27 protein-coding genes are annotated in these 24,048 nt (G+C 43.7%); 9 read left to right on the forward strand and 18 right to left on the reverse strand.

Going from position 1 to position 24,048, the window contains the following annotated elements; all coding sequences use genetic code 11:
• The first annotated feature begins 7 nt into the window (after nucleotides 1-7).
• From leuD to ACWA50_RS05255, 4 genes are all read left to right on the forward strand, one after another.
• On the forward strand, nucleotides 8-610 hold the full coding sequence (leuD, locus tag ACWA50_RS05240; RefSeq protein ID WP_431050461.1) for a 3-isopropylmalate dehydratase small subunit: 603 nt from the start codon (nucleotides 8-10) through the stop codon (nucleotides 608-610).
• Nucleotides 611-925: 315 nt separating this feature from the next.
• Nucleotides 926-1,228, forward strand: coding sequence for an ArsR/SmtB family transcription factor (locus tag ACWA50_RS05245; RefSeq protein ID WP_431050463.1), 303 nt, complete (start codon nucleotides 926-928; stop codon nucleotides 1,226-1,228).
• A gap of 1 nt (nucleotide 1,229) precedes the next feature.
• Nucleotides 1,230-1,637 (forward strand): YeeE/YedE family protein, encoded by a 408-nt coding sequence (locus ACWA50_RS05250; RefSeq protein WP_431050465.1) that lies wholly within the window; start codon nucleotides 1,230-1,232, stop codon nucleotides 1,635-1,637.
• On the forward strand, nucleotides 1,638-2,039 hold the full coding sequence (locus ACWA50_RS05255; protein WP_431050467.1) for a DUF6691 family protein: 402 nt from the start codon (nucleotides 1,638-1,640) through the stop codon (nucleotides 2,037-2,039).
• 59 nt (nucleotides 2,040-2,098) lie between these two features.
• On the opposite strand, the gene ACWA50_RS05260 is transcribed toward ACWA50_RS05255, so the two are convergent.
• The 11 genes from ACWA50_RS05260 to ACWA50_RS05310 form a co-directional block, all read right to left on the reverse strand.
• Nucleotides 2,099-2,329, reverse strand: a complete 231-nt coding sequence (locus tag ACWA50_RS05260; RefSeq protein ID WP_431050469.1) for a YgaP family membrane protein — start codon at nucleotides 2,327-2,329, stop codon at nucleotides 2,099-2,101.
• Nucleotides 2,330-2,433: 104 nt separating this feature from the next.
• Nucleotides 2,434-3,783, reverse strand: a complete 1,350-nt coding sequence (qseC, locus tag ACWA50_RS05265) for a quorum sensing histidine kinase QseC (protein ID WP_431050471.1) — start codon at nucleotides 3,781-3,783, stop codon at nucleotides 2,434-2,436.
• Nucleotides 3,773-4,441: a response regulator gene (locus ACWA50_RS05270; protein WP_431050474.1), complete on the reverse strand. Its 669-nt coding sequence runs from the start codon at nucleotides 4,439-4,441 to the stop codon at nucleotides 3,773-3,775. Before ACWA50_RS05270 ends, qseC begins: the two co-directional genes overlap by 11 nt.
• 76 nt (nucleotides 4,442-4,517) lie before the next feature.
• Nucleotides 4,518-4,949: a YgiW/YdeI family stress tolerance OB fold protein gene (locus ACWA50_RS05275; RefSeq protein WP_431050476.1), complete on the reverse strand. Its 432-nt coding sequence runs from the start codon at nucleotides 4,947-4,949 to the stop codon at nucleotides 4,518-4,520.
• A gap of 130 nt (nucleotides 4,950-5,079) precedes the next feature.
• Nucleotides 5,080-5,892 carry a pyridoxal phosphatase gene (locus ACWA50_RS05280; protein ID WP_431050478.1) on the reverse strand — a complete coding sequence of 271 codons (813 nt, stop codon included), beginning with the start codon at nucleotides 5,890-5,892 and terminating at the stop codon, nucleotides 5,080-5,082.
• 197 nt (nucleotides 5,893-6,089) lie between these two features.
• A complete protein-coding gene (gene rlmB / locus ACWA50_RS05285; RefSeq protein ID WP_431050480.1) occupies nucleotides 6,090-6,827 on the reverse strand; it encodes a 23S rRNA (guanosine(2251)-2'-O)-methyltransferase RlmB in 738 nt (245 codons plus the stop codon).
• A gap of 99 nt (nucleotides 6,828-6,926) precedes the next feature.
• The gene (locus ACWA50_RS05290; protein WP_431050482.1) at nucleotides 6,927-9,158 is read right to left on the reverse strand and encodes a calcium-binding protein; all 2,232 of its coding nucleotides are present in this window, start codon (nucleotides 9,156-9,158) and stop codon (nucleotides 6,927-6,929) included.
• Between the two features lie 53 nt (nucleotides 9,159-9,211).
• Complete coding sequence (locus ACWA50_RS05295) at nucleotides 9,212-9,721, reverse strand: hypothetical protein (RefSeq protein ID WP_431050484.1); 510 nt, start codon at nucleotides 9,719-9,721, stop codon at nucleotides 9,212-9,214.
• 91 nt (nucleotides 9,722-9,812) lie between these two features.
• Entirely contained in the window at nucleotides 9,813-10,328 is a 516-nt protein-coding gene (locus ACWA50_RS05300) for a hypothetical protein (protein WP_431050486.1), read from the reverse strand.
• A gap of 295 nt (nucleotides 10,329-10,623) precedes the next feature.
• Entirely contained in the window at nucleotides 10,624-13,002 is a 2,379-nt protein-coding gene (gene rnr, locus ACWA50_RS05305; RefSeq protein WP_431050488.1) for a ribonuclease R, read from the reverse strand.
• A 107-nt stretch (nucleotides 13,003-13,109) separates the two neighbouring features.
• Nucleotides 13,110-13,526: a hypothetical protein gene (locus ACWA50_RS05310; protein WP_431050490.1), complete on the reverse strand. Its 417-nt coding sequence runs from the start codon at nucleotides 13,524-13,526 to the stop codon at nucleotides 13,110-13,112.
• Nucleotides 13,527-13,631: 105 nt separating this feature from the next.
• Here ACWA50_RS05310 and ACWA50_RS05315 point away from each other — a divergent pair, with 105 nt between their 5' ends.
• From ACWA50_RS05315 to ACWA50_RS05330, 4 genes are all read left to right on the forward strand, one after another.
• Nucleotides 13,632-14,279, forward strand: coding sequence for a DNA methyltransferase (locus ACWA50_RS05315; protein WP_431050492.1), 648 nt, complete (start codon nucleotides 13,632-13,634; stop codon nucleotides 14,277-14,279).
• Nucleotides 14,260-15,771, forward strand: a complete 1,512-nt coding sequence (locus ACWA50_RS05320) for an Eco57I restriction-modification methylase domain-containing protein (protein ID WP_431050494.1) — start codon at nucleotides 14,260-14,262, stop codon at nucleotides 15,769-15,771. The genes ACWA50_RS05315 and ACWA50_RS05320 overlap by 20 nt, the downstream gene beginning before the upstream one ends.
• Nucleotides 15,772-15,786: 15 nt before the next feature.
• On the forward strand, nucleotides 15,787-16,191 hold the full coding sequence (locus ACWA50_RS05325; RefSeq protein ID WP_431050496.1) for a hypothetical protein: 405 nt from the start codon (nucleotides 15,787-15,789) through the stop codon (nucleotides 16,189-16,191).
• Between the two features lie 141 nt (nucleotides 16,192-16,332).
• Nucleotides 16,333-18,828, forward strand: a complete 2,496-nt coding sequence (locus ACWA50_RS05330) for a GIY-YIG nuclease family protein (RefSeq protein WP_431050498.1) — start codon at nucleotides 16,333-16,335, stop codon at nucleotides 18,826-18,828.
• Between the two features lie 52 nt (nucleotides 18,829-18,880).
• Here the strand turns inward: ACWA50_RS05330 and ACWA50_RS05335 are convergent, their stop codons facing one another.
• Complete coding sequence (locus ACWA50_RS05335; RefSeq protein ID WP_431050500.1) at nucleotides 18,881-20,023, reverse strand: NADH-dependent flavin oxidoreductase; 1,143 nt, start codon at nucleotides 20,021-20,023, stop codon at nucleotides 18,881-18,883.
• Between the two features lie 95 nt (nucleotides 20,024-20,118).
• Here ACWA50_RS05335 and ACWA50_RS05340 point away from each other — a divergent pair, with 95 nt between their 5' ends.
• Nucleotides 20,119-20,550, forward strand: coding sequence for a PACE efflux transporter (locus tag ACWA50_RS05340; RefSeq protein WP_431050502.1), 432 nt, complete (start codon nucleotides 20,119-20,121; stop codon nucleotides 20,548-20,550).
• Nucleotides 20,551-20,661: 111 nt separating this feature from the next.
• On the opposite strand, the gene rplI is transcribed toward ACWA50_RS05340, so the two are convergent.
• From rplI to acpP, 6 genes are all read right to left on the reverse strand, one after another.
• Nucleotides 20,662-21,111, reverse strand: coding sequence for a 50S ribosomal protein L9 (gene rplI / locus ACWA50_RS05345; RefSeq protein WP_431050504.1), 450 nt, complete (start codon nucleotides 21,109-21,111; stop codon nucleotides 20,662-20,664).
• Nucleotides 21,112-21,129: 18 nt separating this feature from the next.
• Nucleotides 21,130-21,357, reverse strand: coding sequence for a 30S ribosomal protein S18 (rpsR, locus tag ACWA50_RS05350; RefSeq protein WP_005759927.1), 228 nt, complete (start codon nucleotides 21,355-21,357; stop codon nucleotides 21,130-21,132).
• 12 nt (nucleotides 21,358-21,369) lie between these two features.
• Nucleotides 21,370-21,696 carry a primosomal replication protein N gene (gene priB / locus ACWA50_RS05355; RefSeq protein WP_431050506.1) on the reverse strand — a complete coding sequence of 109 codons (327 nt, stop codon included), beginning with the start codon at nucleotides 21,694-21,696 and terminating at the stop codon, nucleotides 21,370-21,372.
• Nucleotides 21,683-22,060 carry a 30S ribosomal protein S6 gene (gene rpsF / locus ACWA50_RS05360; RefSeq protein ID WP_034617382.1) on the reverse strand — a complete coding sequence of 126 codons (378 nt, stop codon included), beginning with the start codon at nucleotides 22,058-22,060 and terminating at the stop codon, nucleotides 21,683-21,685. The genes priB and rpsF overlap by 14 nt, the downstream gene beginning before the upstream one ends.
• 248 nt (nucleotides 22,061-22,308) lie before the next feature.
• Nucleotides 22,309-23,547 carry a beta-ketoacyl-ACP synthase II gene (gene fabF, locus ACWA50_RS05365; RefSeq protein ID WP_431050509.1) on the reverse strand — a complete coding sequence of 413 codons (1,239 nt, stop codon included), beginning with the start codon at nucleotides 23,545-23,547 and terminating at the stop codon, nucleotides 22,309-22,311.
• Nucleotides 23,548-23,637: 90 nt separating this feature from the next.
• Nucleotides 23,638-23,868: an acyl carrier protein gene (gene acpP, locus ACWA50_RS05370; protein ID WP_034617387.1), complete on the reverse strand. Its 231-nt coding sequence runs from the start codon at nucleotides 23,866-23,868 to the stop codon at nucleotides 23,638-23,640.
• Nucleotides 23,869-24,048: the final 180 nt, after the last annotated feature.

Consider the following 24,048-nt stretch of genomic DNA (forward strand, 5'->3'; position numbering starts at 1 on the left):
GTTCGCAATGGCAGGTTTTAAACAACTTTCAGGTTTAGTCGTTCCACTGGATGCCGCCAATGTGGACACCGACGCAATTATTCCGAAACAATTTTTACAAGCGATTACCCGTGTCGGTTTCGGCAAACATCTATTCCACGAATGGCGTTATCTGGACGTGGACGGCACCCAACCGAATCCGGAATTCGTGTTGAATTATCCGCAATATCAAGGCGCAACCATTTTACTGGCGCGCAAAAACTTAGGTTGCGGCTCGTCGCGTGAACACGCGCCTTGGGCGTTGGCGGACTACGGCTTTAAAGTGATGATCGCCCCCAGTTTCGCCGATATTTTCTATAACAACAGCCTCAACAACCATATGCTGCCAATCCGTTTGAGCGAAGACGAAGTGGAAGAGATTTTCCAATGGGTGTGGGCAAATGAGGGCAAGCAAATTGCTGTGGATTTAGTGGCGAAAACCGTTACCGTCGGCGAAAAAGTTTACCACTTTGAGCTGGACGAATTCCGTCGCCACTGCCTATTGGAAGGCTTGGATAACATCGGTCTGACCTTGCAGCATGAAGACAAAATTGCGGAGTATGAGAAAAATATTCCGGCGTTTTTGCGCTAATCATGTTCTCAGCATAATCAGCACGCTTCGGCGTGCTCAGGCTGATGGCAAAGTCTCTTTCTCGAATCATTTCCCTCCCTCCGTATACGGAGGGAGGTGTCCGAAGGACGGAGGGAGGCATAAATCATTTTAAAAATGAATGTGTTGCATTTTAATATTACCCTCCCTCTACTCCTTCGCCCGCGGAGGGAAGTAAATTTGTCAGCAATCTGAGCACGCTTCGGCGTGTTTTTTTATGCCGGCAAAAAGGAATAGACAATCAAAAAAATATAATATATTATTATATAATATTAATTGATATTGCATGAGGTGAACATGGATATAGCGGAGATGAAACAAGCTGCCGAGCAGGCAAAAGCTTTTTTGCAGGCATTGGCGAATCAAGATCGTTTACTGTTGTTGTGCGCTTTAAGCCAGCGCGAATATGCCGTAGGCGAGTTGGAACAACAGCTGGGTATTTTGCAGCCGACATTGTCGCAACAATTGACGGTGTTGCGCAACGAGGGCTTGGTAGACGTGCGCAAACAAGGGCGTTACCACTACTATCACGTATCCGATCAGCGGGTGAAAGCCGTATTGGAGTTGATGTATCAATTTTTTTGTCAAAAGGAAAACTAAAATGCATGCGTATTTAGGCGGGGTGGTGATCGGGCTGGCAGTGGCGCTGCTATGGATTGGCATTGGCAGAATTGCCGGGGTCAGCGGGATTGTGTCGCGTTTGAGCTTTGTCCGTGGCGAAAGTTGGCGTTGGGGTTTTGTCGGCGGCGTTTTATTAAGTGGTTTTGCCGCAACCGCACTTTTCGGCTGGGACTTGGGCACACTCAATCCACAGGGCTATGCTTGGTGGTGGCTGGCGCTTGCGGCGTTTTTAGTCGGATTCGGCACGGGGCTCGGTTCAGGCTGCACCAGCGGACACGGCATTTGCGGCATGGCGCGTTTTTCGCCGCGTTCTATCTTGGCGACCGCACTTTTCATGTCGTCGGCAATGGCAACGGTGGCAATTTTACATCATGTATGGGGTGGCTAAATGATTGTCGGAATCGCAGTATTCAGCGGCTTTATTTTTGGTTTAGGGCTGATCTTGTCGCAGATGACCAATCCGACGGTGGTGCAAGGCTTTTTGGATATTTTCGGACAGTGGCGGATGGATTTGTTATGGGTAATGCTGGGGGCATTATCCGTGACCGTACCACTGTTTTTGTATAGCAAAACGCGCAGTAGCAGCGTTTGCGGGCAGGCGTTGGAGTTGCCTAAAAACAAGCGGTTGGACAAGCGTCTGATTATCGGGGCAATCTTGTTCGGGATTGGCTGGGGTATGGTCGGGATTTGCCCGGCACCGGCATTGGTGCAACTGACTTCGTTGCACAGCCAAGCCTTTTTATTTGTCGGCTTTATGTGGTTGGGCATGCAGGCGGCAAAACGGTTATAAAACGCCGAAACAAAAAACCGCACTTGCTGCCAAGTGCGGTTAGCGACGCGATTGAAATATCAGGTATGCTCATCATCAAAATCAATTTCGCAATTATTGACACAGGTGGAAATGCCTAACCATTTATAAATCAAGCAATAACTCAGCAGCCCGCTAATGGTCAGCAATACGCCGAGATAGCCCCACGGGCCGATAATCTTGAGCGCACTTAGGATACATAAGGTAATCCCCAATACAATTCGAATAATGCGGTCGGGTGTTCCCAGATTTTTGCGTAGTTTTTTAGGCATAACCCCTCCATTTGGTTCGAGTGAGAGCGAAACAAGGATTCACGACGTTTCAATTCCATTAATACCGATTTTTAGAAACGATGTCAAATACCTATTTAGGATTATTAGAATCGGATCTCGCTTTGGAAGCCTTTTGGCACGCCGTTACGGTATTTTACCGAATAATGGTGTAATTCGGCGATCCGATTAACAATGGATAAGCCCAAGCCGCTGCCTTTTTCGTTTTGCCCGGCAGGGCGGTAAAAGCGTTGTCCCAGTTTTTCTAAATCTTCGGGTTCGACTCCGTTGCCGTTATCGCTCACGACGACGCGGTCGGTATATAAACTGACGCAGACTCGGCTGCCGTGCGGGCAATAGTGAATGGCGTTATCAATTAAGTTACGCAGCATTAAGGAGATTAATAATGGTTGCCCCAGCTGCTCTGCCGGAGTGCCTTGCTGTTCGAAAGCCAGTTCGATCCGCTTTTTACCGGCGGCGAAAGAGCGCTCGCCAAGCAAGGATTCAATCAGATCCTGCCATTTAATCAGTTCCAAATTATCCAATTCCACCACCGAATCCAAACGCGACAGGGTGAGCAGCTGCTCAATCAGTTGCGTGGCGCGATCAATGCCATTGGTCAGATTGCCTAGCGCTTGGTTGCGCATTGCGCTGTCATCACCGGCGAGTTGTGCGATCTCGGTTTGCACCCGAAGTGCGGTCAGCGGACTACGCAGTTCATGGGCGGCATCGGAGGTGAAGCGGCGTTCACGCAATAAGGTGCCGGATGTTTTTTGAAAAAAATGATTTAGGCTGTTCACCAGCGGTTGGATTTCTGATGGCAGCTGAGGGATCGATAAGTCGCTGTTATCTTCCGGCGAACGCTTGGCAAGCTGCCGGCGCAAACGCTTCAACGGCGCCAGTTCACGGCTGACCACAAACACGATTAAGGCAAGCAAAATCGGCAAACCGGCAAGCCAAACCAGCAACTGGCTGAACACCATATCGCTGACAATATCATTGCGGTATTCCATTTCCTGCCCGACGGCAATCATCAGTTCGCCATTGCCGGCAGGTAGCCAGAACACTCGCCAAGCCTCATCATCAATCTGCTGCTTGGCAAAACCGCGTACCGGCAAAAAAGCAATTTCATCGCCGTTTTGTCCGTCGGATAAAATCCGTTCGCCTTGGCGGGTGAAAATAGCGAACGCAAGCGCATCATCATCCAGTATTTTTTTGCGCGCATGGCGAGGCGGTTTGAAACTGTCTTGTATTTTGCCGCTATGCTGTTGCATTAAAATTTGACGTAAATTGGAGGTGGCTAACCGTTGGGCGAATAAAATTTGTTGTGCGTCAAACACGTTGTCGGTTTCGTCTTTGGCTTTGACCCAGGCAATGCCGCCGGCAACGACCCAAAGCAATAATGAGGCGAGCGAAAGGATAATAATTAAACGTAAGCGTAAACTGTTAATTCTCATCGACTTTGCCTAAAGTGTAACCTACGCCGTGCACCGTGCGGATAACGTGGTTGCCGAGTTTTTTACGCAGGTTGTGGATATGCACTTCCAGCGCATTGCTGCTGATTTCATCGTCCCAGCTATGCAGTTTTTCTTCGATCAGCGCACGCGGCAACACCCGTTCTTTATTGGACAAAAACAGTGCCAACAGTTTAAATTCACGGGTCGTCAGGTTAATCGCCCGCCCGTCGATTTTAACCACTCTGGCCTCGGGTTCGAAGCTGAGGTTGCCGTGGGTGATGACCGGATTCAGGTTGCCGTGACGGCGGCGGATCAGCGCTTCCAAGCGTGCCGCGACTTCGCTCAGGGCAAAAGGTTTGCACAGATAATCGTCCGCGCCCTGTTTCAAACCGGAGACTCGCTGCTCCAGGCTGTCGCGTGCGGTCAAAATCAGCACCGGTACAGCTTGGTTTTGTTTGCGCCACTGCTGCAAAATATCCATACCGTCCATTTTCGGCAGGGTTAAATCCAGCACCACCGCGTCATAAGGCGCGCTGTTTAACGCTTCAAAGCCGGTTTTGCCGTCTTGAAACCAATCCACGCTGTAATTGAATTTAGTCAGCCCGATTTTCAAACCGTCGCCAATCAGCGGATCATCTTCGATTAACAAGATACGCATAAAAACCGTCCAGTTTATCTATTTTTGCTATGGAGAAACCGCACTTTAGCCAAAGTGCGGTTGGGGTTATGGATTATTATAGTTTAATCACACGGTGAATTTCGACTTCAACCTTGTTCCAAGATTTATCCACTTCGCCGAACAATTTCACTTTATCAGTCGGGGTTACTTCCTGTCCTGCCCAAGCACGACGCTCGATTTCCACTTCTATGCTGCCGCTGTCATCTTTAAACACGTAATCGTCTTTGCCGACCTGTTGCTCGATGACCCCTTCCAATACCACTCGGGCATCATCTTTCAGGTTTTTAATATCGACGACTTTGGTTACCGCCGCCTGCTCACCGACGAATCCGCCGCGTTGGAATTTGTCGCTGCGTTTACAGTCATATTTTTGCATAACGCACTCGCCGCCAAAAGTCGGTTGCGTGCCGCCGGCACTTTGTGTAGCGGCTAATGCAGCGCCGCTGACGGCTAATAAAAGGGCTGAGGTTAAGGTTAATTTTTTCATAATAGTTGCTTTCCGAGTTTAATTTTCATCAAATGTTGACAAGGCGTCAGCACTTCGGTGCTTGTTTGTAACGCTTTGTTGAGTGTATTAAAACAAAGAGTTCTTAAAAAAACCTTAACCGATAAAAATGTTATAAATATTTTGCCAAAACTTGTTGAATGCCGTTTTGATCATGGTCGGTGGTGATCAATTTCGCCTGTGTTTTGACATCGGCTTCCGCATTGCCCATCGCCACGCCCAAGCCGACCGCGGTCAGCATGCTGATGTCATTATGGTTGTCGCCGAAGGCGATCACCTGCTGCGGATCGACATTCCAGCTTTTTAACAGCTCCAGCAGCCGTCCGCCTTTGCTGTTGCCGTTGTTGGCGACATCGACCCGATCGAGCCACGACCATTCGCAGCTGAACTGCTCGCTTGGCAATTGCGCAACTGCACTTTCCATTAATGCACGATCAGGGTGGCTGATCACAAATTTCCAAATCGCTTGCTGATTAGCCAGCGGCGCGTAAAAACTGCTGATTTGCTGTAAATTCGGGCGTACATTTTCCGGGCATTGCGCCACCCATTGGGAAAATTTGCGCATATGCGGATTAAATTCGGTGAAGGTCATTTGATCACGGGTGTACATCAGCAGGTGAATGCCTAATTGTTCGGCGGTCTCGATCACCTTGCGTGCCTGTTGCCAAGTGAATGGATTTGCTATCGGCGTGCTGTCGCTGGCAACATCATAAATGTAAGTGCCGTTGCAACAGATAATCGGCGTATCCAGTTGTAACTGGTGATAATACGGTTTCACCGCGGTATGGTGGCGCCCGGTCACCAGAACGACTTTGACACCCTTAGCCCGTGCGACATTGATTGCTTCAATGCTGCTCGCTAAAATTTCGCCTTGACTGTTAAGCAGTGTTCCATCTAAGTCAAATGCAACGACACGGTATTTCATTTTTTTTCCTTTTAAAACGGTAGGTTGAGATACGAAATTTTTATAATTCCTTCGCCCCTTGTGGGAGAAGGACAGATTTTAGCTTCGTTCAGAAGCTAAACTCAGGATGAGGGGGGAGTACAAATTTGCTTTATTTCACCCTCATCCACTCTTCGGGCACCTTCTCCCATCAAGGGAGAAGGGAAATATAGCCGGGCTTACTTTATCCGCTGGCGCACAATTTCAAACAGGCAAACACCGGTCGCCACAGACACATTCAGTGATGAAACGCTGCCTGCCATCGGAATGCTGATTAATTGATCGCAATGTTCGCGCGTGAGGCGGCGCATGCCTTCGCCTTCTGCGCCCATCACCAATGCAATTGCGCCGTCGAGTTTGGTTTGATACAGCGTTTCGGTTGCTTCGCCGGCGGTGCCGACCACCCAGATATTGTGATTACGCTGCAGATCGCGCAAGGTGCGGGCAAGGTTGGTCACCCGAATCAACGGCATGGTTTCCGCCGCACCGCACGCCACTTTGCGCGCGGTCGAGGTCAGTTGCGCCGATTTGTCTTTCGGCACAATCACCGCGTCCACCCCTGCGGCGTCGGCGGTACGCAAACACGCCCCCAGATTATGCGGATCGGTGACACCGTCCAACACCAATAAAAACGGCGCGTTTTTGCCGTTTAAAATCGCGTCCAGATCGTTTTCATTTAACTCTTTTGCCGGTTGTACCCGTGCAATAATGCCTTGGTGTACCTCACTGTCGGCTTTTTTATCCAGCGTTTGCCGGTTCATCTGCTGCACCGCAATACCTAACGCATGTAGTTGATTTAACAGCGGTTGAAGGCGTTTATCCTCGCGCCCTTTCAGCACAAAAACTTCAATCACCCGCTCCGGTGCGGTGTTTAAAAAAGAGGAAACCGCATGGATTCCGTAAATATTTTCGCTCATGTTTTTCCCATTTTTTGCTTATGACTATTTCTAAAATAGCATAAAAGCCGATATCTGTAATCGGCTTTTAGTTGAAGATACAAAGTAAAATAGGATTTTCTATATATAAGCATCTATCCCAATATTCTCATTTAATATGTTATGCGCTTTAGCGCTGGTTAAAGCATTATTAGGATATTCAACATTGATTGGATCATGATTTATCTTAGTATTATCCTCCACAGTACTTCCATCCTTTTTATGAGTGATATCATCTTTATCAGTGCCACTCATGACGATGCCTTTGGTCAAGATTTCTTTCAGGCTTAAAAAACGGTCTAAAAATTGAAAATTTTCGACTTGGTATTTTTCATCGGCATAAAATTGTTTAATAGTGATGGAGTCATTTTGATTATAACCGAATAATATAAGGTCATTGTCGATTTGGCGGAACTTCACATCACTGTAATTGATATTGGTGAAGTGAATTGTGTCTTTTTCATTGAGCCTCATCCAGAAATGGTTTTCTTTAATAATATCTTGACCGTGTCCTTTACTAAAAATATAAGTATCAGAGCCTAAATCACCATTTAAGATATCATTGCCAGCACCGCCAAATAAAAAATCATCACCATCTTTTGCTTCTAACATATCATTATCAACGCTACCGACAAGAAAGTCTTTTTTATCTGTACCTATTAATAGATCTTTTCCCAATGTTATATCAGTATTAAGAATATAAGAAATGATTTTGTTTTTCTCTGCAAGCTGTGTTAGGTTTGTATTAATTATTTTTAAATAATCATTATTATAACTACCTAAGTTCTTAGAGATTAATAGAATTTCTCTGGCTTCTTGGAATTTATTATCATTGGCGAGTAGAATGATTTCGGAATTTAGTTTATCCCAGTTAAATTCTAACTCGCCACTAGCATTAATATTGAAGTGCGTGATATTAAATAAGTCTTTATAGCTTGTCTTTGATTCTAATTGTGCATAAACATAGTTGGAGAATTTATTGAATTCATTTTCTAAAAAAGTAGATGCTGTTTTATTAGGGTTTGAATTTCTTCCTTGTTGTTTAAATGCTTCGCCTGTTAATATTTCTAAGGTGTGTAATTTTTTTGCATTAATAAAATCTCCTCGACTACTCTCTTCAATATGACTAACGCCAGCCCATTCATATATAAGATGATTAATTAGTTCTTTTTTCTGTGAGGGAGATGCCTCTATGTACTCTTGAATAACATAGATTAAATTAGGGTTCTTTGCAATAGCTTCATGTAAGTTTAGTAAGTTGCCAAAAGCAATAATATTCGGCATTTCTTTTATGTGATTATTAATCTCAATTTTTTCTTTATAATAAGATTTGGCTGTATTTACATTGAACCAAATATCTGTGATATCTGAAGTGCTATCATCTTCCCAAATCACTTGAGATTGCTGTTTATGTATATTGCCACTTTCATCTATTTGAGCGATATCTATATATGATAAGTCAATACTTTTAATACCGGATTCAGATAGTTTGATTAATTCCCCCTCTTCAGCAATACCATTTTGATTATGATCAAACCATAGTTGAAGTGTGAACCAAGCCTCATCTTTTTCATCAAAGATATTATTATGATTGCTATCCAGTTCAGTTAGTGCAAGAAATCCGTTATTTGCTTTATTACCATCTTTTAATACAGTATGATTGCCAAATAATTCATGACCTGAATCAATAGTGCCATTACCATTACGATCCCAAACTAAAAACGCATCGCCTTTATCTATCCAGCCTGTATTTTCTGCAAAGAGGTTATTATCTAGATCAAAAAAAGTATTTTTAGTTATTGAAATTGTTTTAACACCATTTTTATCCATATCAATAATCAGGGGACAACTTAGCGGCGTATTTTTTCCTCTATCGGTATTTGGATTATCGTCGGATGGAGAAATTAGATCGCCTAATGGTATAGATGGTGGTTTAACACAGCCATTGGCATCGCGATGGTTAGCATTATCATAGAGCGTTACTGCTAAGCCTCCAACTGCAAAAATAAGTGCCGGCACACCCAATCCAAATGCGCCGGCAACACCAGCTAAAATTGTGAAAGTATCGCTGGCGGTTATCTGTTTATTGATGCCCACATTTATTGCTGTTGAAATGGCTGATATGCTACCGCCTACATTGCCTAAATGATTGGGAAAACCACTAGCAAAGCTGGCAGCTGTTGCCGAACTGGAAAGTCCAGCACTCCAAGCCATATTTTTACCATTACAAGATGTGCTCATGGAACTAGTTTCTACAACTCCATCAATAGTACCAATATCTGCACCAAATTTAGCAATCATCATCTTAATCATTATTTAACTCCTTAAAAAATAATAGCTCCCTTACCATATTGAAAATACTGATATTATTTCTTGCGGCTTAGTCTTCTTCTATGTTGTAAGATATGTTTAACAGCTATAAAAATACCACCAAGAAGAGAACCGAATAATGTAATTTTCGCATTCCGATTTATATCATTTTTTTCTTGCTCAATAAAACTTTCATCTATATTATAAAGGCATTTATTTTGTTCGGTGCATATTGAATAAATGTATTCGGCTGTATTTATTTTTATAAAGGTTATCGAAGATAATAAATATCTTCCTTCTACGGGAAGTCCACAATAATTTATATGGCATTTATTATTTATTTGCCGAATAGTCTTGTGGTTATTTAATCTGCCATTGATTTCTTTTTCTGTTATCTGAGTTGAAACGTTTGAGTACGATTTATAGCCTATGTTATAATCATTGAAAACTAAAAAAGGAATGGTCATAAAATACAGTTGGATTAATATAAAAATAAGTAGTATGCGTTCAGAAATAGTAAGCCATAAGAAGAATTCTTTTATTTTTTTGATGATGTAGATAAGCATATTGCTCCTAGGTTATTTTTGATTCATTTCATTTATTAATGGAAATTGATATAATATGCATTGAGCTATTAAAACTATAACGAATTTTCAGTTATAACTTGCTATTTTTTCTTTTTCGCCAATAATCTTTTGTAAAAAATTCAATGATCATAACGATATTTACAAGTATTACACCCCAAAAGATGGTTTTTGCATTTTTATGTGCGGTATATTTTTTCATCTGGATAAAAGACTCGCTTATATTATAAAAACATACATCGCTATTTATGCAAATGAAATGTATATATGACATTCCATTTATATTAATAAACGCTATTTTTGAAAGTTTATATTCGCCTTCTTTAGGCAATCCACAATAAGGTTTGTAACATTTGTTACTTACTCTTCGGAGTGTGAGATGGTTATTTAATTTTCCATTTATTTCTTGCTTGCTAACTGTTGCAGAAATATCAAAATAATATAGGTGATTAATTTTATAGTCATTTAAAATTAAAATTGGTAAAGAGAAGTAAGAGGCAGTTGATATAGTTAAAAAGAAAAAAATACTATAACCCCATCCAAGCCAATGGAAAAATTGTTTTGTTTTTTTTATTAGAAATAAATACATGATTAACCTTGTTGGTTTCTGATTATTTAAAAACTATTTAGAATGGATTTTTAAATAAATATCACATCAAATTATATTATGTTGTGATTGCGCTCACATTTTTTTGAAAATTAATTGTAAGTTTGCTTGTGTTGTTGAAATTATTTATTGGAATATCCTAAAATATTGGAGGGGTTATTAATTCTATAAATAAAATTAAAGAGTCTAATGATGCGTTATTTCAAGGCGTATATCTGTCAGATTTGGTTGGATTGAGCCAATTTTTCCTGTTAAAAATTGGCTCAATATTTTGGGTTTACTTGCGTTTTTTAGCTTTACTAAACGCGCCGCTTTTGCGCGACGGTTTCTTTTTCTCGGCACGTTGCGGATTGGCTTTGCCGCTTTTGCCGTCGCGCAGGCGTTTTTCCAAACTTTCGGCATAGCGCACGTTTTTCTTGGCGCGGTCTTTGGCGGTTTTGCCTTCGCGCAGCGGTTTGCGTTCGCTGGATACCATCGCGAAATCGATCTGCTTCTGTTCCAGACTGACGGCGCTGACTTTGATCCGCACTTTGTCGCCGATACGGTAATACATGCCGCTGTTTTCGCCGATTAAGCGTTGCCTCGCGCTGTCGAATTGGTAGTAGTCGTTATCAAGGGTGGAGATATGTACCAAGCCGTCGATAAAGAAGTCGTTCAGGCGCACGAACAAGCCGAAACCGGTGACGCTGGAGATTATGCCGTCGAACTCTTCGCCGACGTGATCCTGCATATATTCGCATTTCAGCCAGTCGGCGACTTCGCGCGTAGCATCGTCGGCGCGGCGTTCGGTGGTGGAGCAGTGCTCGCCGAGCAAGTCGATTTCGTCTAAGGTGTAATGAAAACCGCCGCCGTGGGTGCTGCGTTTTGTGCTGCCTTGCGCTTTGGCGATCAAATATTTAATCGCGCGGTGCAGGCTCAAATCAGGATAACGGCGGATTGGCGAGGTGAAATGGGCATAGTTATCCAATGCCAAACCGAAATGCCCGATATTGTCGGCGGAATAGACCGCCTGACTGAGCGAGCGCAACAACATGGTTTGAATCAGCTCGTGATCAGGACGTTCTTTCACCTGTTTCATCAATTCGGCATAATCCGCCGGGGTTGGTTTCAAACCGCCGCCAAGGGTTAAACCGCACTCGTTGAGGAAACTGCGGAAGCCCATCAGTTTTTCTTCGCCCGGTCCGGCGTGAATGCGGAACAGTGCAGGTTCTTGCGCTTTTTCGACAAAAGTCGCCGCGGCAATATTGGCTTGGATCATACACTCTTCGATGATCTTATGCGCGTCATTGCGCACCACCGGCTCGATCCGTTCGATTCGCCCTTGCGGATTAAAAATAAATTGGGTTTCGATGGTTTCGAAATCGATCGCACCGCGTTTTTGGCGCGCGTCGTGCAACACGTTGAACAAGTTGTACAACTCTTCCAAGTGCGGTACCAGCAGGGCATAGCGTTGGCGCAGTTCCTCGTCGCCCTCTAAAATCCGCCATACTTTGGTGTAGGTCAAACGGGCGTGGGAGTTCATGACCGCTTCGTAGAATTTGTAGCCGGTCATTTTGCCTTTTTTGGAAATATCCATTTCGCAGACCATACACAACCGATCCACTTGCGGATTTAACGAACAGAGTCCGTTCGACAGCACTTCCGGCAACATCGGCACAACCCGATTCGGGAAGTAAACCGAGGTGCCGCGATTGCGCGCCTCGGCATCAAGTGCGGTTTTCAGGCGCACATAATAACTGACATCGGCAATCGCCACCCACAGTTTCCAGCCGCTGTCGCCGTTTTTGCGCGCATAAACCGCATCATCAAAATCGCGCGCGTCTTCGCCGTCAATGGTGACCAGCGGCAAATCCCGCAGATCAACCCGCCCTTGCTTCGCTTCTTCGCCGACTTCTTCTTGTAAGCCGCTAATCTGCTTTAACACGCTTTCGGGGAAGATATGCGGAATATCGTGGTTGCGCAGTGCGATTTCCACCTCCATACCGGGCGCCATGTTATCGCCCAAAATTTCGGTGATAATCCCGACCGGATTATGGTTGCGGGTGCGTGGTTGCAGCTCGACCACCACCACTTGCCCCATGCGCGCGCCCATGCGGTGTTCGTTCGGAATCAGGATATCGTGGTTGATACGACTGTCGTCCGGCACCACAAAGGCAATGCCCGACTCCATGAAAAAACGACCGACAATCTGTTTTTTACGGCTCTCCAGAATACGCACGATCCGCACTTCCTGCCGTCCACGCCGATCAAAGCCGTTCGGTTGCGCCAGCACATAATCGCCGTGCATGACCCGCTGCATTTGTCCGTTGGGAATAAACCAATCGTCCTCTTTTTTGCCGCCGACCGAGCCTTCGACCTGTAAAAAACCGTAACCGTCGCGATGTCCGATCACCGTGCCTTTCAGCAACGACAATTTTTCCGGCAGCGCATAACATTGGCGTTTGGTAAATACCAACTGCCCGTCGTTTTCCATCGCGCGCAAACGGCGGCGCATGCCTTCGACCTGTTCTTCATCACTGATATGAAGTGCGGTCAGAATATCCTGCCGTTTCATCGGTGCGTTGTGTTCGCGAATGGTCTGTAAAATAAACTCACGGCTCGGTATCGGATTTTCATATTTCTCCGCTTCCGCCTGATAATTCGGATCTTTTGACATAATGTCTCCTTTTTTGTTGTTTTTATTGTTGTTATGGGGGATATGCTCAGTTTGACACTTGGGGCGGGGGAATGCAAGCAAGCAAAAAGTGTATTTAAGATGAATAGTTATTTATCAGTGCGATAGGCTTTGTGCATTGCCACAATCACTTCACGCACGGTTTTCTTTTGCGCTTGTGGTAAATTTAAAAAGGTTTTTACGATCCACTCATCATCGTAACTTTCAGCAAGCTCCCAAAGTTGCTTGGTGATGGTGGGTTTGAGATTTGTTTTATTGATTTTGTAAGCGATTTCATTAGATACCAATTCTGTTGCATCAACCTCAAGCCATTCAATTAATGTTTTCAGTCGTTCTAATGTAGGTAAACCATCGCCACGCAGCCATTTTGCTACAGCAGCTTGACCTATTGGTTTACCGTAATAGCGTAAATTCAGCTCCCGTTCAATCACAGCAGCCGTTGGTTTATATCCTTTTGCGGTCACAATTCGCTTCAAATTTTCCGCAAATTTTATTGATTCATTCATAGCGTTTAAGTTTATCTTTTGCTAAAAATTTTTTATAACTTGATTGAAAGTTATGTAACTATTAAGATTAGTTTCATTAAAAGTTGCTGGAAAAGTTATAAAAACATGATTCAACAAATCAAATCCAAAAAACGAGTAGCCGATCACGGCGAAGTCTTTACTCGGCGACAAGAAGTCAAAGCGATGTTGGACTTGATGAAAGATGACACAGAAAAACGTGATGATTCACGTTATTTAGAGCCAGCTTGTGGCGATGGTAACTTTTTGATTGAGATTTTGGCTCGTAAATTGGCAGTAGTAGAGAAAATCTACCATAGCTCGCAACGTGAATACGAATTTAATGCGGTATTTGCCTTGGCTTGTTTGTATGGCATTGAGCTACTGCAAGATAACGTCATCGCCTGTCGTAAACGCTTGCTAAATTATTTTCAACAGCAATATGAACGCCTGTTTGCAGAGCAAACCCAGATTGAAGTGCTTGAAGTGGCGGAATTTATTTTATCGCTCAATATTTTGCACGGTAATGCTTTAACTATGAAAAATGCAGAGCATGATGAATTTCTGCATTTTTCGGAATGGTCGAAAGTGTCATTTCCACGTAAATGGTCGTTAAAACGGCATGACTGGATTTATCAGGAATTGATAGAACAACAAGGCAAAGCACAAAGTGCCAATGGTGAGCCGTATCGTTCAATTCAAGAATATTTTAGTTGCTATTTTCTGGATATTAAACATGCAAAACCTGTCCATTAACCATAATCCTGATGTGCTCTCTTGTTTGGCGAATTTGTCGAACGATGAAGTGTTTACGCCGCCGGAAGTGGCAAATGCGATGTTGGATCTATTGCCGCAAGACTATTTTTCCGATCCGCACCGCACTTTTCTTGATCCTGCTACTAAATCGGGTGTTTTTCTGCGTGAAATTACCAAGCGATTGCTGAAAGGTTTAGAACCGAAAATACCTGATTTACAGCAACGCATTAACCATATTTTTACCAAGCAGATTTTCGGGCTGGGTTTAACGGAACTGACAGCGTTACTTGCTCGCCGTAGCCTTTATTGTAGCCGTGAAGCGAACGGTGAATATGCGATTTGCGATGTGTTTTCTGATGAACAAGGCAATATTTTCTATCAGCCATTGCAACATACTTGGGTAGATGGCAAGTGTGAACACTGTGGGGCAAGTCAAGCTGTGTATGATCGTGGCAAAAATTTAGAAAGCCACGCTTATTCTTTTATTCATTTACCTATTCACGAAATAAATAAAAATCTTCCTATGAAATTTGATGTCATTATCGGCAATCCGCCGTATCAGTTGAGTGATGGTGGCTTCTCTGCAAGTGCAATGCCTATTTACCAAAAATTTGTAGAGCAAGCTAAAAAATTAAATCCCAATCATATTGTAATGATTATTCCTGCACGTTGGTACACTGGTGGTAAAGGGCTGGATAAATTTAGAGATGCGATGCTGGCAGATCGCCAACTAATTGAATTACATGATTTTCCTAATTCATCGGATTGCTTTTCTGGCGTTGATATTAAAGGCGGTGTTTGCTATTTCCTATGGAAAAATCAAGCAAATGAAGATTGCTTTGTGGTGACGCACGAAGGGGATAATATTATTTCTAGCATGACACGCCCCTTAAAAGAAGAACAATTAGATATATTTATCCGTTATAACCAAGCGGTAAAAATTTTACGAAAAATTGCAAAATATAATGAACCCAGTTTTAATAAACGTATTAGTTCAAGAAAACCATTTGGATTACCAACCAATTTTAAAGGCAGAAATGAGCCTTATAAAGATGAATTTTATAATGTGAAATTGTATCAAAATAAAGGTGTTGGGTATATTAAAATCACAGATATTCCTATTAATCGTCAATGGATTGATGAACATAAAGTTATTGCTCCTTATGCGGTTGGTTCGGGTGATAGCAAAACTGACTGGGTTAAACCAATCTATGCTGAAAAAGGTTCAGCTTGTACGGAAACCTATTTAGTGTTCGGACCTTTTGAAAACAAAGAAGTTTGCGAAAATGTAATGAGTTACATCAATACCCGTTTTTTCCATTTTATGCTGACCTTAAAAAAGAATACACAGCACACAACTCGCCAGACCTACGAACTTGTCCCAGTCCAAGACTTCTCAAAACCGTGGACAGATCAAGAACTTTATGAGAAATATCAATTAACCCAAACTGAAATTAACTATATTGAAAGTATGGTTAGACCCATGGAGTAATTTAAGGAGTTTATTATGATTTCAAAAGATGATCTTTATCAGGCTATCAAAACGCAATGTGAATTGAGCTTTGAAAATATTGCAATAGATAAATCTCTTTCAAAAATGTGTGAATTTTGTGGTTCAGATTTAATTGAATACATATCAGGTATTTATCCAAAATTAAGAACTAAATGCCATCATTGTGAAAAAGAATTGGATTTTTATCAAGCTTTTGGAATAAGTCATTCTGATATACGGCAAGGTGTAGAAGATTTTTTTGAAGACTGCGAAGAATGTGGAGAGCATTCCATGTTTGGTAATATTTGCACAAACTCAGAATGTAATTATGAATATGAGCCAATAATAGATCCTGACACGGGCTGTGTTTTGGATGAAGATGAAATTAGAAAAATCCAAGAAAAAATAGAAAAAGATTAATTCTATAAAGGGTGGGAATAATCTGATTTTTCCTAAACTTTAAAGCTTAATCACTTGAATTTTAAAGATATTTTTAATTTCTTTTGTAGGGGCGGATACAATCTGCCCCTACATATCCCCTTATATTTAACGGATCCCTCAATGAGTAATTTACTAATCCCACTTCGCACCCCCAAAATTTATGCCTATTCCGACAGCCGTTATCCCAATTGCCTAAAAATTGGCTACACGGAACGCAACGTGCTTGAGCGTGTGCAAGAGCAATACCCTGTTAGACTGCCAAGCCAAAGCTGGAAAATTGAATTAGATGAAATTGCTATCCGCAATGATGGTTCAATGTTCAAAGATTTTGATGTGCACAATTTGCTAAAAAAGCAAGGTATTCGACCACTTGAAGGCGAATGGTTTGAATGTTCGCTTGAGCAAATTAAAGCAGCGTTGCTAGAAATTAAAACAGGCACTGCTAATCGTGAACAGCGTATTTTTGACTTCGCCATGCGACCGGAGCAGCAAAGTGCGGTAGCAAAAACGGTAAATTATTTCAAACAATTTCAAAAAGATAAAAATAATCTTGGAAAAACACCGCACTTCTTATGGAATGCTAAAATGCGTTTTGGTAAAACGTTTGCCGCTTATCAATTAGCTAAACAGATGGGCTGGAAACGGGTATTAGTGCTAACCTTTAAACCTGCGGTGCAAAATGCGTGGCAAGAAGATGTGCAAAATCATCTTGATTTTGTTGGGTGGAAATTTGTCACCAACCAAGATGAATGGCAAGCAGGAGCGGATTTTCCACAAATTTGCTTTGGTTCTTTCCAAGATTTTCTCGGCAAAAATAAAGCAGGAGGGATTAAGCTCAAAAATGAGTGGGTGCATACCATCAACTGGGATTGCATTATTTTTGACGAATATCACTACGGTGCGTGGCGTGATAAATCCAAAGGTTTATTTGAGCCTGAAGAACAGAGTTCACAAAAACAATGGCAAGCGGAAGCCTCCGAAATGGAAATGGATATGCCCGACTATTTTGATGAAGATATTTTGCCGATTACCACCGATCATTATTTGTATTTATCAGGAACACCATTTCGGGCAATTAATTCGGGTGAATTTATTGAAGATCAAATTTACAACTGGACATATTCCGATGAACAGCGTGAAAAAAACACTTGGCAAGGGGAAAATAATCCTTATTTAGCCTTGCCTCGAATGATTATGATGACTTATCAACTACCTGATGATATTAGAGAAGTTGCCTTGAAAGGGGAATTTAATGAATTCGACTTGAACCAATTTTTTGCCGCAACAGGATTGGACGATACAGCGAAATTCAAATACGAAAACGAAGTGCAGAAATGGTTGGATTTGATTCGTGGACAGCTGCGTTCCACCACCATTGATAACCTCAAACTCGGTGCTGAAAAACCGCCAATGCCGTTTGGCGATAGTCGCTTATTGGCGAATTTATTGCATACCTTTTGGTTTTTACCCAGTGTTTCGGCTTGTTATGCAATGCGAAATTTATTGCAACAACGGCAAAATACGTTCTATCAGGATTACGACATTATTGTCGCAGCCGGTCCCGAAGCTGGCATGGGAGCAGAAGCGTTAATTCCGGTGAAAACCGCAATGCGTAAACCGTTGAAATCGAAATCCATTACCCTGTCGTGCGGGAAATTAACCACAGGCGTATCGGTCGCCCCGTGGACAGGGATTTTTATGTTGCGTAATCTCACTTCGCCTGAAACCTATTTCCAAGCGGCTTTCCGTGTGCAAACCCCGTGGGTGTTACGTGGGCATAACCCGAACGATCCGAATAATGAATGTATCGTTAAAGAAGATTGCTATGTCTTTGATTTTGCCCCTGACCGAGCTTTACGCCAATTAGCAGATTATTGTGTGCGTTTAAATACAGATGATAAGAACCCTGAGAAGAAAGTGGCGGAATTTATCCAGTTCTTGCCTGTACTGGCTTATGATGGTAGTTCAATGCGTCCGATTGATGCCGCTGGAATTTTAGATATGGCGATGAGCGGCACAACGGCAACTTTGCTTGCTCGGCGTTGGGAAAGTGCATTATTGGTGAATGTGGATAACGATACGCTAAAAAAACTCTGGGCAAATGAAGAAGCCATGGCAGCACTAATGAGCATTGAAGGTTTCCGTTCGCTTAATCAAGATATTGAAACCATTATCAATAAATCCGACAGTGTGAAAAAGACCAAGCAAGACGCCAATGAGCGTGATCTCAGCAAAGAAGAGAAAAAACAATTAAACGATGATGAGAAACAAGAACGCAGTTTACGCAAGCAAGTACAAGAAAAATTGATTAAATTTGCCACTCGCATTCCGATTTTTATGTATTTAACCGATTATCGTGAATATACTTTGCGTGATGTTATCACTCAACTTGAACCTGAATTATTTCACAAAGTGACCGGCTTAACTCAAAAAGATTTCAATTTATTGGTCAGTTTAAATCTCTTTAACAGCGGCATGATGAATGATGCGGTGTATAAATTTAAACGCTATGAAGATTCCAGTTTGAGCTATGCCGGCATTGAAAAACACAGTAGTGAACGAATCGGTTTGTATGATACTACGATTAGTTTGCATGAGTATCAGCGGCAGTTATAACGGAGTCATAGAAGATCTTAAGCGATCCTCTATGACTAATGATTATTATGACTTAAATATCCACCGACTTCCATTCCGGATTGCCTTTGACCGGCGGCAAATAGGCTAAATGCTGCATATTCTGCGCCCATAAATTGCTTGGAATGCGGTAGTGATCGGCTTTATTCGGATCGATCTCAGTGATAATTTCCGCTTCGCGTCCGGTGGCGATCAGGGTTGCCAAATCCGGGTTCATCATCACCGCTTTGCCGACGGCGATAAATTCCGCCCAGCCGGTTTGGTAGGCGGCGAGGATTTGGTCGGCGCTGAACAGGCAACCGACGCCGATCAACGGCATTCTGCCGTTGATGTGCTGGTGCAGCAACTGCATACGCGTCAAGGTGCTGTCTGCGCCGCGGCGGGCTTTTTTGTAGAAATCCCACAGCGAAACGTGCAGATATTGCAGCGGTTTTTCTAACAATGCGTCAATGAGTGCAAAGGTGTCTTGCATGGTTAAGCCGTTTTCGCCCGGTTCTTCCGGCGAGAAGCGGTAGCCGACGATAAAATCATTGCGTCCAGACCGCACTTTGACCGCATTCACCGCGTCGACCACTGCCAGCGGGAAACGCAAACGGTTTGCTAACGAGCCGCCCCATTGATCTTGGCGACGGTTGGTTGCCGCCGAGAAAAATTGTTGGATCAAATAGTTATTCGCACCGTGAATTTCCACTCCGTCAAAACCGGCTTGAATCGCAAGATCGGCAGCATTGGCAAACGCGCGGATTAAGGCTTCGATTTCCTGTTCGCTCAACGCACGGGCTTGGCGTTCCGGATTTGCCGACGGCGCAACCACATCCGCCGTGCCAATCAGATCTTTGATTGTTAATTGACCACCGTGATGAATTTGCAAAATCGCTTTCGCGCCCTGTGTTTGAATGGTCTGTGCCACGGTTTTTAAACTGGCTAAATCGGAGTTGGAGATGGCATGCGGCTGTCCGGGAAAGGCTTTGCCTTCTGCCGAAACGAGGGTGGCGGCGGTGATAAACAGTCCGAAATCTTGCGCGCGATCTTGTAAAAAGGCGAGTTCTTCTGCACTGGCGCTGCCGTCAGGATTGGCGGCGTAGTGGGTCATTGGCGCAACGGTCAGACGATTTTTGATTTCCACGCCGTTATTCAGGGTGTAAGGTTGAAAAAGAGGGGCGTATTTCGGGTTCATTTGAATACCTTTTGAATTAATGATATGTTCATTGTTACAATGAAATAAGGTCAGATTGAACAATTTCAATCTTAATTTACAATCAAGGAAGAAAAATGTCTTTTATCGAACGTCTTTTTCATGCCGTCTTATTCGAAGTGTTTGCGGTGCTGTTTTCGGTCGGGCTGTTATTGCTGTTTACCCAACATCAGGTCGGCGCGCTGTCGAGCACGGTTATTGCGATTTCTTTGATGGCAATGGTGTGGAATTTTGTGTTTAACTGGGGCTTTGACCGGGTATTTACCGGTGAAAAAGTGTTACGCAGCGCCAAAGTGCGGTTGCTGCATGCCATTTTATTTGAAGGCGGTTTATTGCTGTGTACCATTCCGCTGGTGGCGTATTTACTGCAAATCAGTTTTTATCAAGCCTTTATTATGGATTTGGGGCTGACGATTTTTATTCTGATTTATACCATTATTTATAACTGGAGCTATGACCATATTCGTGCGCTGTTAGTGAAAAAACGCATAGTCGCAACAGCAGTTTAAGCAAGCCATACCGCACTTTTGATTATGCAAAGTGCGGTTTGTATCAATAGCAAGCAACAAAAAACCCGATGCAAGATCGGGTTTTTAGGCTTTGTCTTAGAATAAACCGAATTATTCAGCAACAACAATCACATTTAATGAAGCGAATACTTCACCGTGTAATTGGAAACGAACTTCGTGTTCGCCAGTGGTACGCAATGGACCTTCTGACAAACGCACTTCGCTTTTTTCAATTTTAACGCCAGCCGCAGTAACCGCGTCTGCTACATCGCGCGTGGTGATAGAACCGAACAGGCGGCCTTCGTCACCGGCTTTAGAAGTGATGGTCACAGAACCGAGGGCTTCCAGACGCTCTGCGCGATCTAAAGCCGCAACCAATTCTTTGGCGACTTTTTCTTCCAATTCAGCACGACGTGCTTCGAAAAGTTCGATGTTCGCTTTGGTTGCCATAACCGCTTTCCCTTGCGGGATTAAGAAGTTACGTGCGAAACCGGCTTTAACATTCACTTGGTCACCAACGTTACCCAAGTGAACAATTTTATCTAAAAGAATAATTTGCATTACCGTATCCTCTCTTAATTACTGATGGTTGTCAGTGTACGGTAACAACGCTAAGTAGCGGGCGCGTTTGATTGCGCGTGCCAATTGACGTTGGTACTTCGCACGAGTACCGGTAATACGGCTTGGAACAATTTTGCCGCTCTCTGTAATGTAGTTCTTTAACGTGGCGATATCTTTGTAATCGATTTCAACTACGTTTTCCGCTGTAAAACGGCAGAACTTACGACGACGGAAATAACGTGCCATGGGGCTAGTCTCCTAATCTATAAATTCGATATGCTCGGCGTGCAACACTAACTGATTGAGTCCGTTAGCACTTTTGTGGGTGGTGATAAAACCTGCCACAAAAAGGTTGCTGCCGACCGTAATGCTTTGAGTTTGTTTAATTAATTGATCGCCACTGAGTGATACTGCGATAGCGCACCATGCTTGTCGGGCTAAGCCGACTTCGGTTTGTTGCGAACGGTGTTCCAACATAAACCGGCAGTGCTCAATGCCACTCGGGCTTTTGCTTCGTCTCGGGTGGGAAATCACATTTCCTGTCAGCGAGAGACGATTTTCAATCGTTAAATTACTCTTCAGCATCCTCATAATCGTTGTTTTCAACTTCAGCGGAAGCGCGACGTTCGTCTTTCGCTTTCACCATTGGGGACGCTTCTGTTACGGCGTGCTTAGTGCGCATAATTGCGTTACGCAGAACGGCGTCGTTGTAACGGAAAGTAGTTTCTAGCTCGTCGATTACTTCTTGCGGTGCTTCTACATTCATTAGCACATAGTGTGCTTTATGTAGTTTGTTGATTGGGTAAGCCAATTGACGACGGCCCCAATCTTCTAGGCGATGAATCTGACCACCTGCTTCTTTAACAGAACCGGTGTAGCGCTCGATCATGCCTGGTACTTGTTCGCTTTGGTCCGGATGAACCATAAAAACGATTTCGTAGTGACGCATTACTGCTGCTCCTTACGGGTTAATCAGCCTCCGACGATAGACCAGTCACCAATCTGCGGAAGCAAGGAACGAAAATGGAATGTGACTGTAAGGCGCAAAATTATAGCGGGATTCGAAGTGCGGTACAAGGATTATTTGGATTATTTTTAAGCGGCTTATGCGGAAGGGAAGTATCCAAAAAATCTCGGCATAAGAAAGCAAAAGTGCGGTTGGGAAACCGCACTTTAGAGTTGATTCGGCTCAGGCAATTAGATTTTTTTGAAAATCAGCGAGCCGTTGGTGCCGCCGAAACCGAAGGAATTACATAACGCATAGTCCAATTCGGCTTTGCGCGCGGTATTCGGCACGAGATCCAAGGTGACATTCGGATCTTGATTGTCTAAGTTGATGGTAGGCGGCACGATTTGATCGCGCAGGGCTAATACGGTGAAAATCGCTTCCACCGCACCGGCCGCACCCAATAAGTGCCCGGTCATCGACTTGGTGGAGCTGACCAAAATGCGGTCTTTGTTTGCCGCAAATACGCTGCTGATCGCCGTCGCTTCGGCAACATCGCCTGCCGGGGTTGACGTGCCGTGTGCATTGACATAGCCCACTTGTTGCGGTTCGATTTGTGCGTCACGCACCGCATTGCTCATCGCCAAGGCGGCACCTGCGCCGTCTTCCGGCGGCGAAGTCATATGATAGCCGTCGCCGCTCATGCCGAAACCGACCAGTTCCGCATAGATTTTCGCCCCGCGGGCTTTGGCGTGTTCGTATTCTTCCAACACCATCACCCCCGCACCGTCGCCCAGCACAAAACCGTCGCGATCCACGTCCCAAGGGCGGCTTGCCGCTTGCGGATTATCGTTGCGGGTGGATAATGCGCGCGCCGCGCCGAAACCGGCAATACCTAACGAAGTGCTGGCTTTTTCCGCACCGCCGGCGATCATCACATCGGCATCGCCGTAAGCAATAATACGTGCCGCATGACCGATATTGTGCACCCCGGTGGTGCAAGCGGTGGCGATGGTGATATTCGGACCGTGTAATTTATAATTGATTGATAGGTGTCCGGCAATCATATTAACAATGGTGGACGGCACAAAGAACGGGCTGACTTTACGCGGACCGCCCGCAATCAGAGCAGTATGGTTCTCTTCGATTAAACCCAGCCCGCCGATACCGGAGCCGATAGCCACCCCGATACGTTGGGCATTTTGTTCGGTAACTTCCAAGCCGGAATCTTGAATGGCTTGCATACCGGCAGCGATACCGTATTGGATAAACAAATCCATTTTTTTGGTATCTTTGCGCGAGATATATTCTTCGCTGTTGAAGTTTTTGACTTGACCGGCAAATTTGGTGGTGTGGTTTGATGTATCGAAATTTTCGATCAGATTGATTCCGCTCTTGCCTGCCAACAAGTTTTGCCAGGTTGAATTAACATCATTACCAAGCGGTGATAACATTCCTAAGCCTGTTACAACGACGCGACGTTTTGACATGAATATGCTCCGAGTGGGAGGTTGAAAATAGAATTTGTATAACTGACTGACAAAATTTAGGCGGTCTGAGAACCGCCTAAATCCAGAAGATTATTGATTATTTTGAACGTAATCAATTGCAGACTGAACAGTTGTGATTTTTTCAGCTTCTTCGTCAGGAATTTCGATGTCGAATTCTTCTTCCAAAGCCATTACCAGTTCAACTGTATCTAAAGAGTCAGCACCCAAATCTTCAACGAATGAAGCTTCGGATTTTACTTCGTCTTCTTTAACGCCTAATTGTTCAACAATGATTTTTTTTACGCGTTCTTCAATACTCATTTTTAAATTTCCTATGTTTTAAATTTCGCCACAGCGAGAGGTGAATAAGGTATGTATTGTTTAAACGACGGCAATAACCGTAACAGATGTTGATCCATCAACAAGGCTTTGCTTAAGGCAACACATACTATGACAAAATTTGGCTATATTCTTGTTTCTTGGGAAAGTCTATAACCAAGA

The organism is Testudinibacter sp. P17/SS/0325 (assembly GCF_053570765.1).

Coding starts and splice junctions, on each gene's coding strand:
- ACWA50_RS05295 (WP_431050484.1), bottom strand. CDS start 9,721: ATGCTTATCTACATCATCAAAAAAATAAAAGAATTCTTCTTATGGCTT.
- rlmB (WP_431050480.1), bottom strand. CDS start 6,827: ATGAGCGAAAATATTTACGGAATCCATGCGGTTTCCTCTTTTTTAAAC.
- ACWA50_RS05255 (WP_431050467.1), top strand. CDS start 1,638: ATGATTGTCGGAATCGCAGTATTCAGCGGCTTTATTTTTGGTTTAGGG.
- ACWA50_RS05340 (WP_431050502.1), top strand. CDS start 20,119: ATGTCTTTTATCGAACGTCTTTTTCATGCCGTCTTATTCGAAGTGTTT.
- priB (WP_431050506.1), bottom strand. CDS start 21,696: ATGCTGAAGAGTAATTTAACGATTGAAAATCGTCTCTCGCTGACAGGA.
- ACWA50_RS05250 (WP_431050465.1), top strand. CDS start 1,230: ATGCATGCGTATTTAGGCGGGGTGGTGATCGGGCTGGCAGTGGCGCTG.
- fabF (WP_431050509.1), bottom strand. CDS start 23,547: ATGTCAAAACGTCGCGTCGTTGTAACAGGCTTAGGAATGTTATCACCG.
- ACWA50_RS05325 (WP_431050496.1), top strand. CDS start 15,787: ATGATTTCAAAAGATGATCTTTATCAGGCTATCAAAACGCAATGTGAA.
- ACWA50_RS05310 (WP_431050490.1), bottom strand. CDS start 13,526: ATGAATGAATCAATAAAATTTGCGGAAAATTTGAAGCGAATTGTGACC.
- rpsR (WP_005759927.1), bottom strand. CDS start 21,357: ATGGCACGTTATTTCCGTCGTCGTAAGTTCTGCCGTTTTACAGCGGAA.
- ACWA50_RS05335 (WP_431050500.1), bottom strand. CDS start 20,023: ATGAACCCGAAATACGCCCCTCTTTTTCAACCTTACACCCTGAATAAC.
- rnr (WP_431050488.1), bottom strand. CDS start 13,002: ATGTCAAAAGATCCGAATTATCAGGCGGAAGCGGAGAAATATGAAAAT.
- ACWA50_RS05245 (WP_431050463.1), top strand. CDS start 926: ATGGATATAGCGGAGATGAAACAAGCTGCCGAGCAGGCAAAAGCTTTT.
- rpsF (WP_034617382.1), bottom strand. CDS start 22,060: ATGCGTCACTACGAAATCGTTTTTATGGTTCATCCGGACCAAAGCGAA.
- ACWA50_RS05320 (WP_431050494.1), top strand. CDS start 14,260: ATGCAAAACCTGTCCATTAACCATAATCCTGATGTGCTCTCTTGTTTG.
- ACWA50_RS05275 (WP_431050476.1), bottom strand. CDS start 4,949: ATGAAAAAATTAACCTTAACCTCAGCCCTTTTATTAGCCGTCAGCGGC.
- qseC (WP_431050471.1), bottom strand. CDS start 3,783: ATGAGAATTAACAGTTTACGCTTACGTTTAATTATTATCCTTTCGCTC.
- acpP (WP_034617387.1), bottom strand. CDS start 23,868: ATGAGTATTGAAGAACGCGTAAAAAAAATCATTGTTGAACAATTAGGC.
- ACWA50_RS05290 (WP_431050482.1), bottom strand. CDS start 9,158: ATGATTAAGATGATGATTGCTAAATTTGGTGCAGATATTGGTACTATT.
- ACWA50_RS05330 (WP_431050498.1), top strand. CDS start 16,333: ATGAGTAATTTACTAATCCCACTTCGCACCCCCAAAATTTATGCCTAT.
- ACWA50_RS05270 (WP_431050474.1), bottom strand. CDS start 4,441: ATGCGTATCTTGTTAATCGAAGATGATCCGCTGATTGGCGACGGTTTG.
- leuD (WP_431050461.1), top strand. CDS start 8: ATGGCAGGTTTTAAACAACTTTCAGGTTTAGTCGTTCCACTGGATGCC.
- ACWA50_RS05260 (WP_431050469.1), bottom strand. CDS start 2,329: ATGCCTAAAAAACTACGCAAAAATCTGGGAACACCCGACCGCATTATT.
- rplI (WP_431050504.1), bottom strand. CDS start 21,111: ATGCAAATTATTCTTTTAGATAAAATTGTTCACTTGGGTAACGTTGGT.
- ACWA50_RS05280 (WP_431050478.1), bottom strand. CDS start 5,892: ATGAAATACCGTGTCGTTGCATTTGACTTAGATGGAACACTGCTTAAC.
- ACWA50_RS05315 (WP_431050492.1), top strand. CDS start 13,632: ATGATTCAACAAATCAAATCCAAAAAACGAGTAGCCGATCACGGCGAA.
- ACWA50_RS05300 (WP_431050486.1), bottom strand. CDS start 10,328: ATGTATTTATTTCTAATAAAAAAAACAAAACAATTTTTCCATTGGCTT.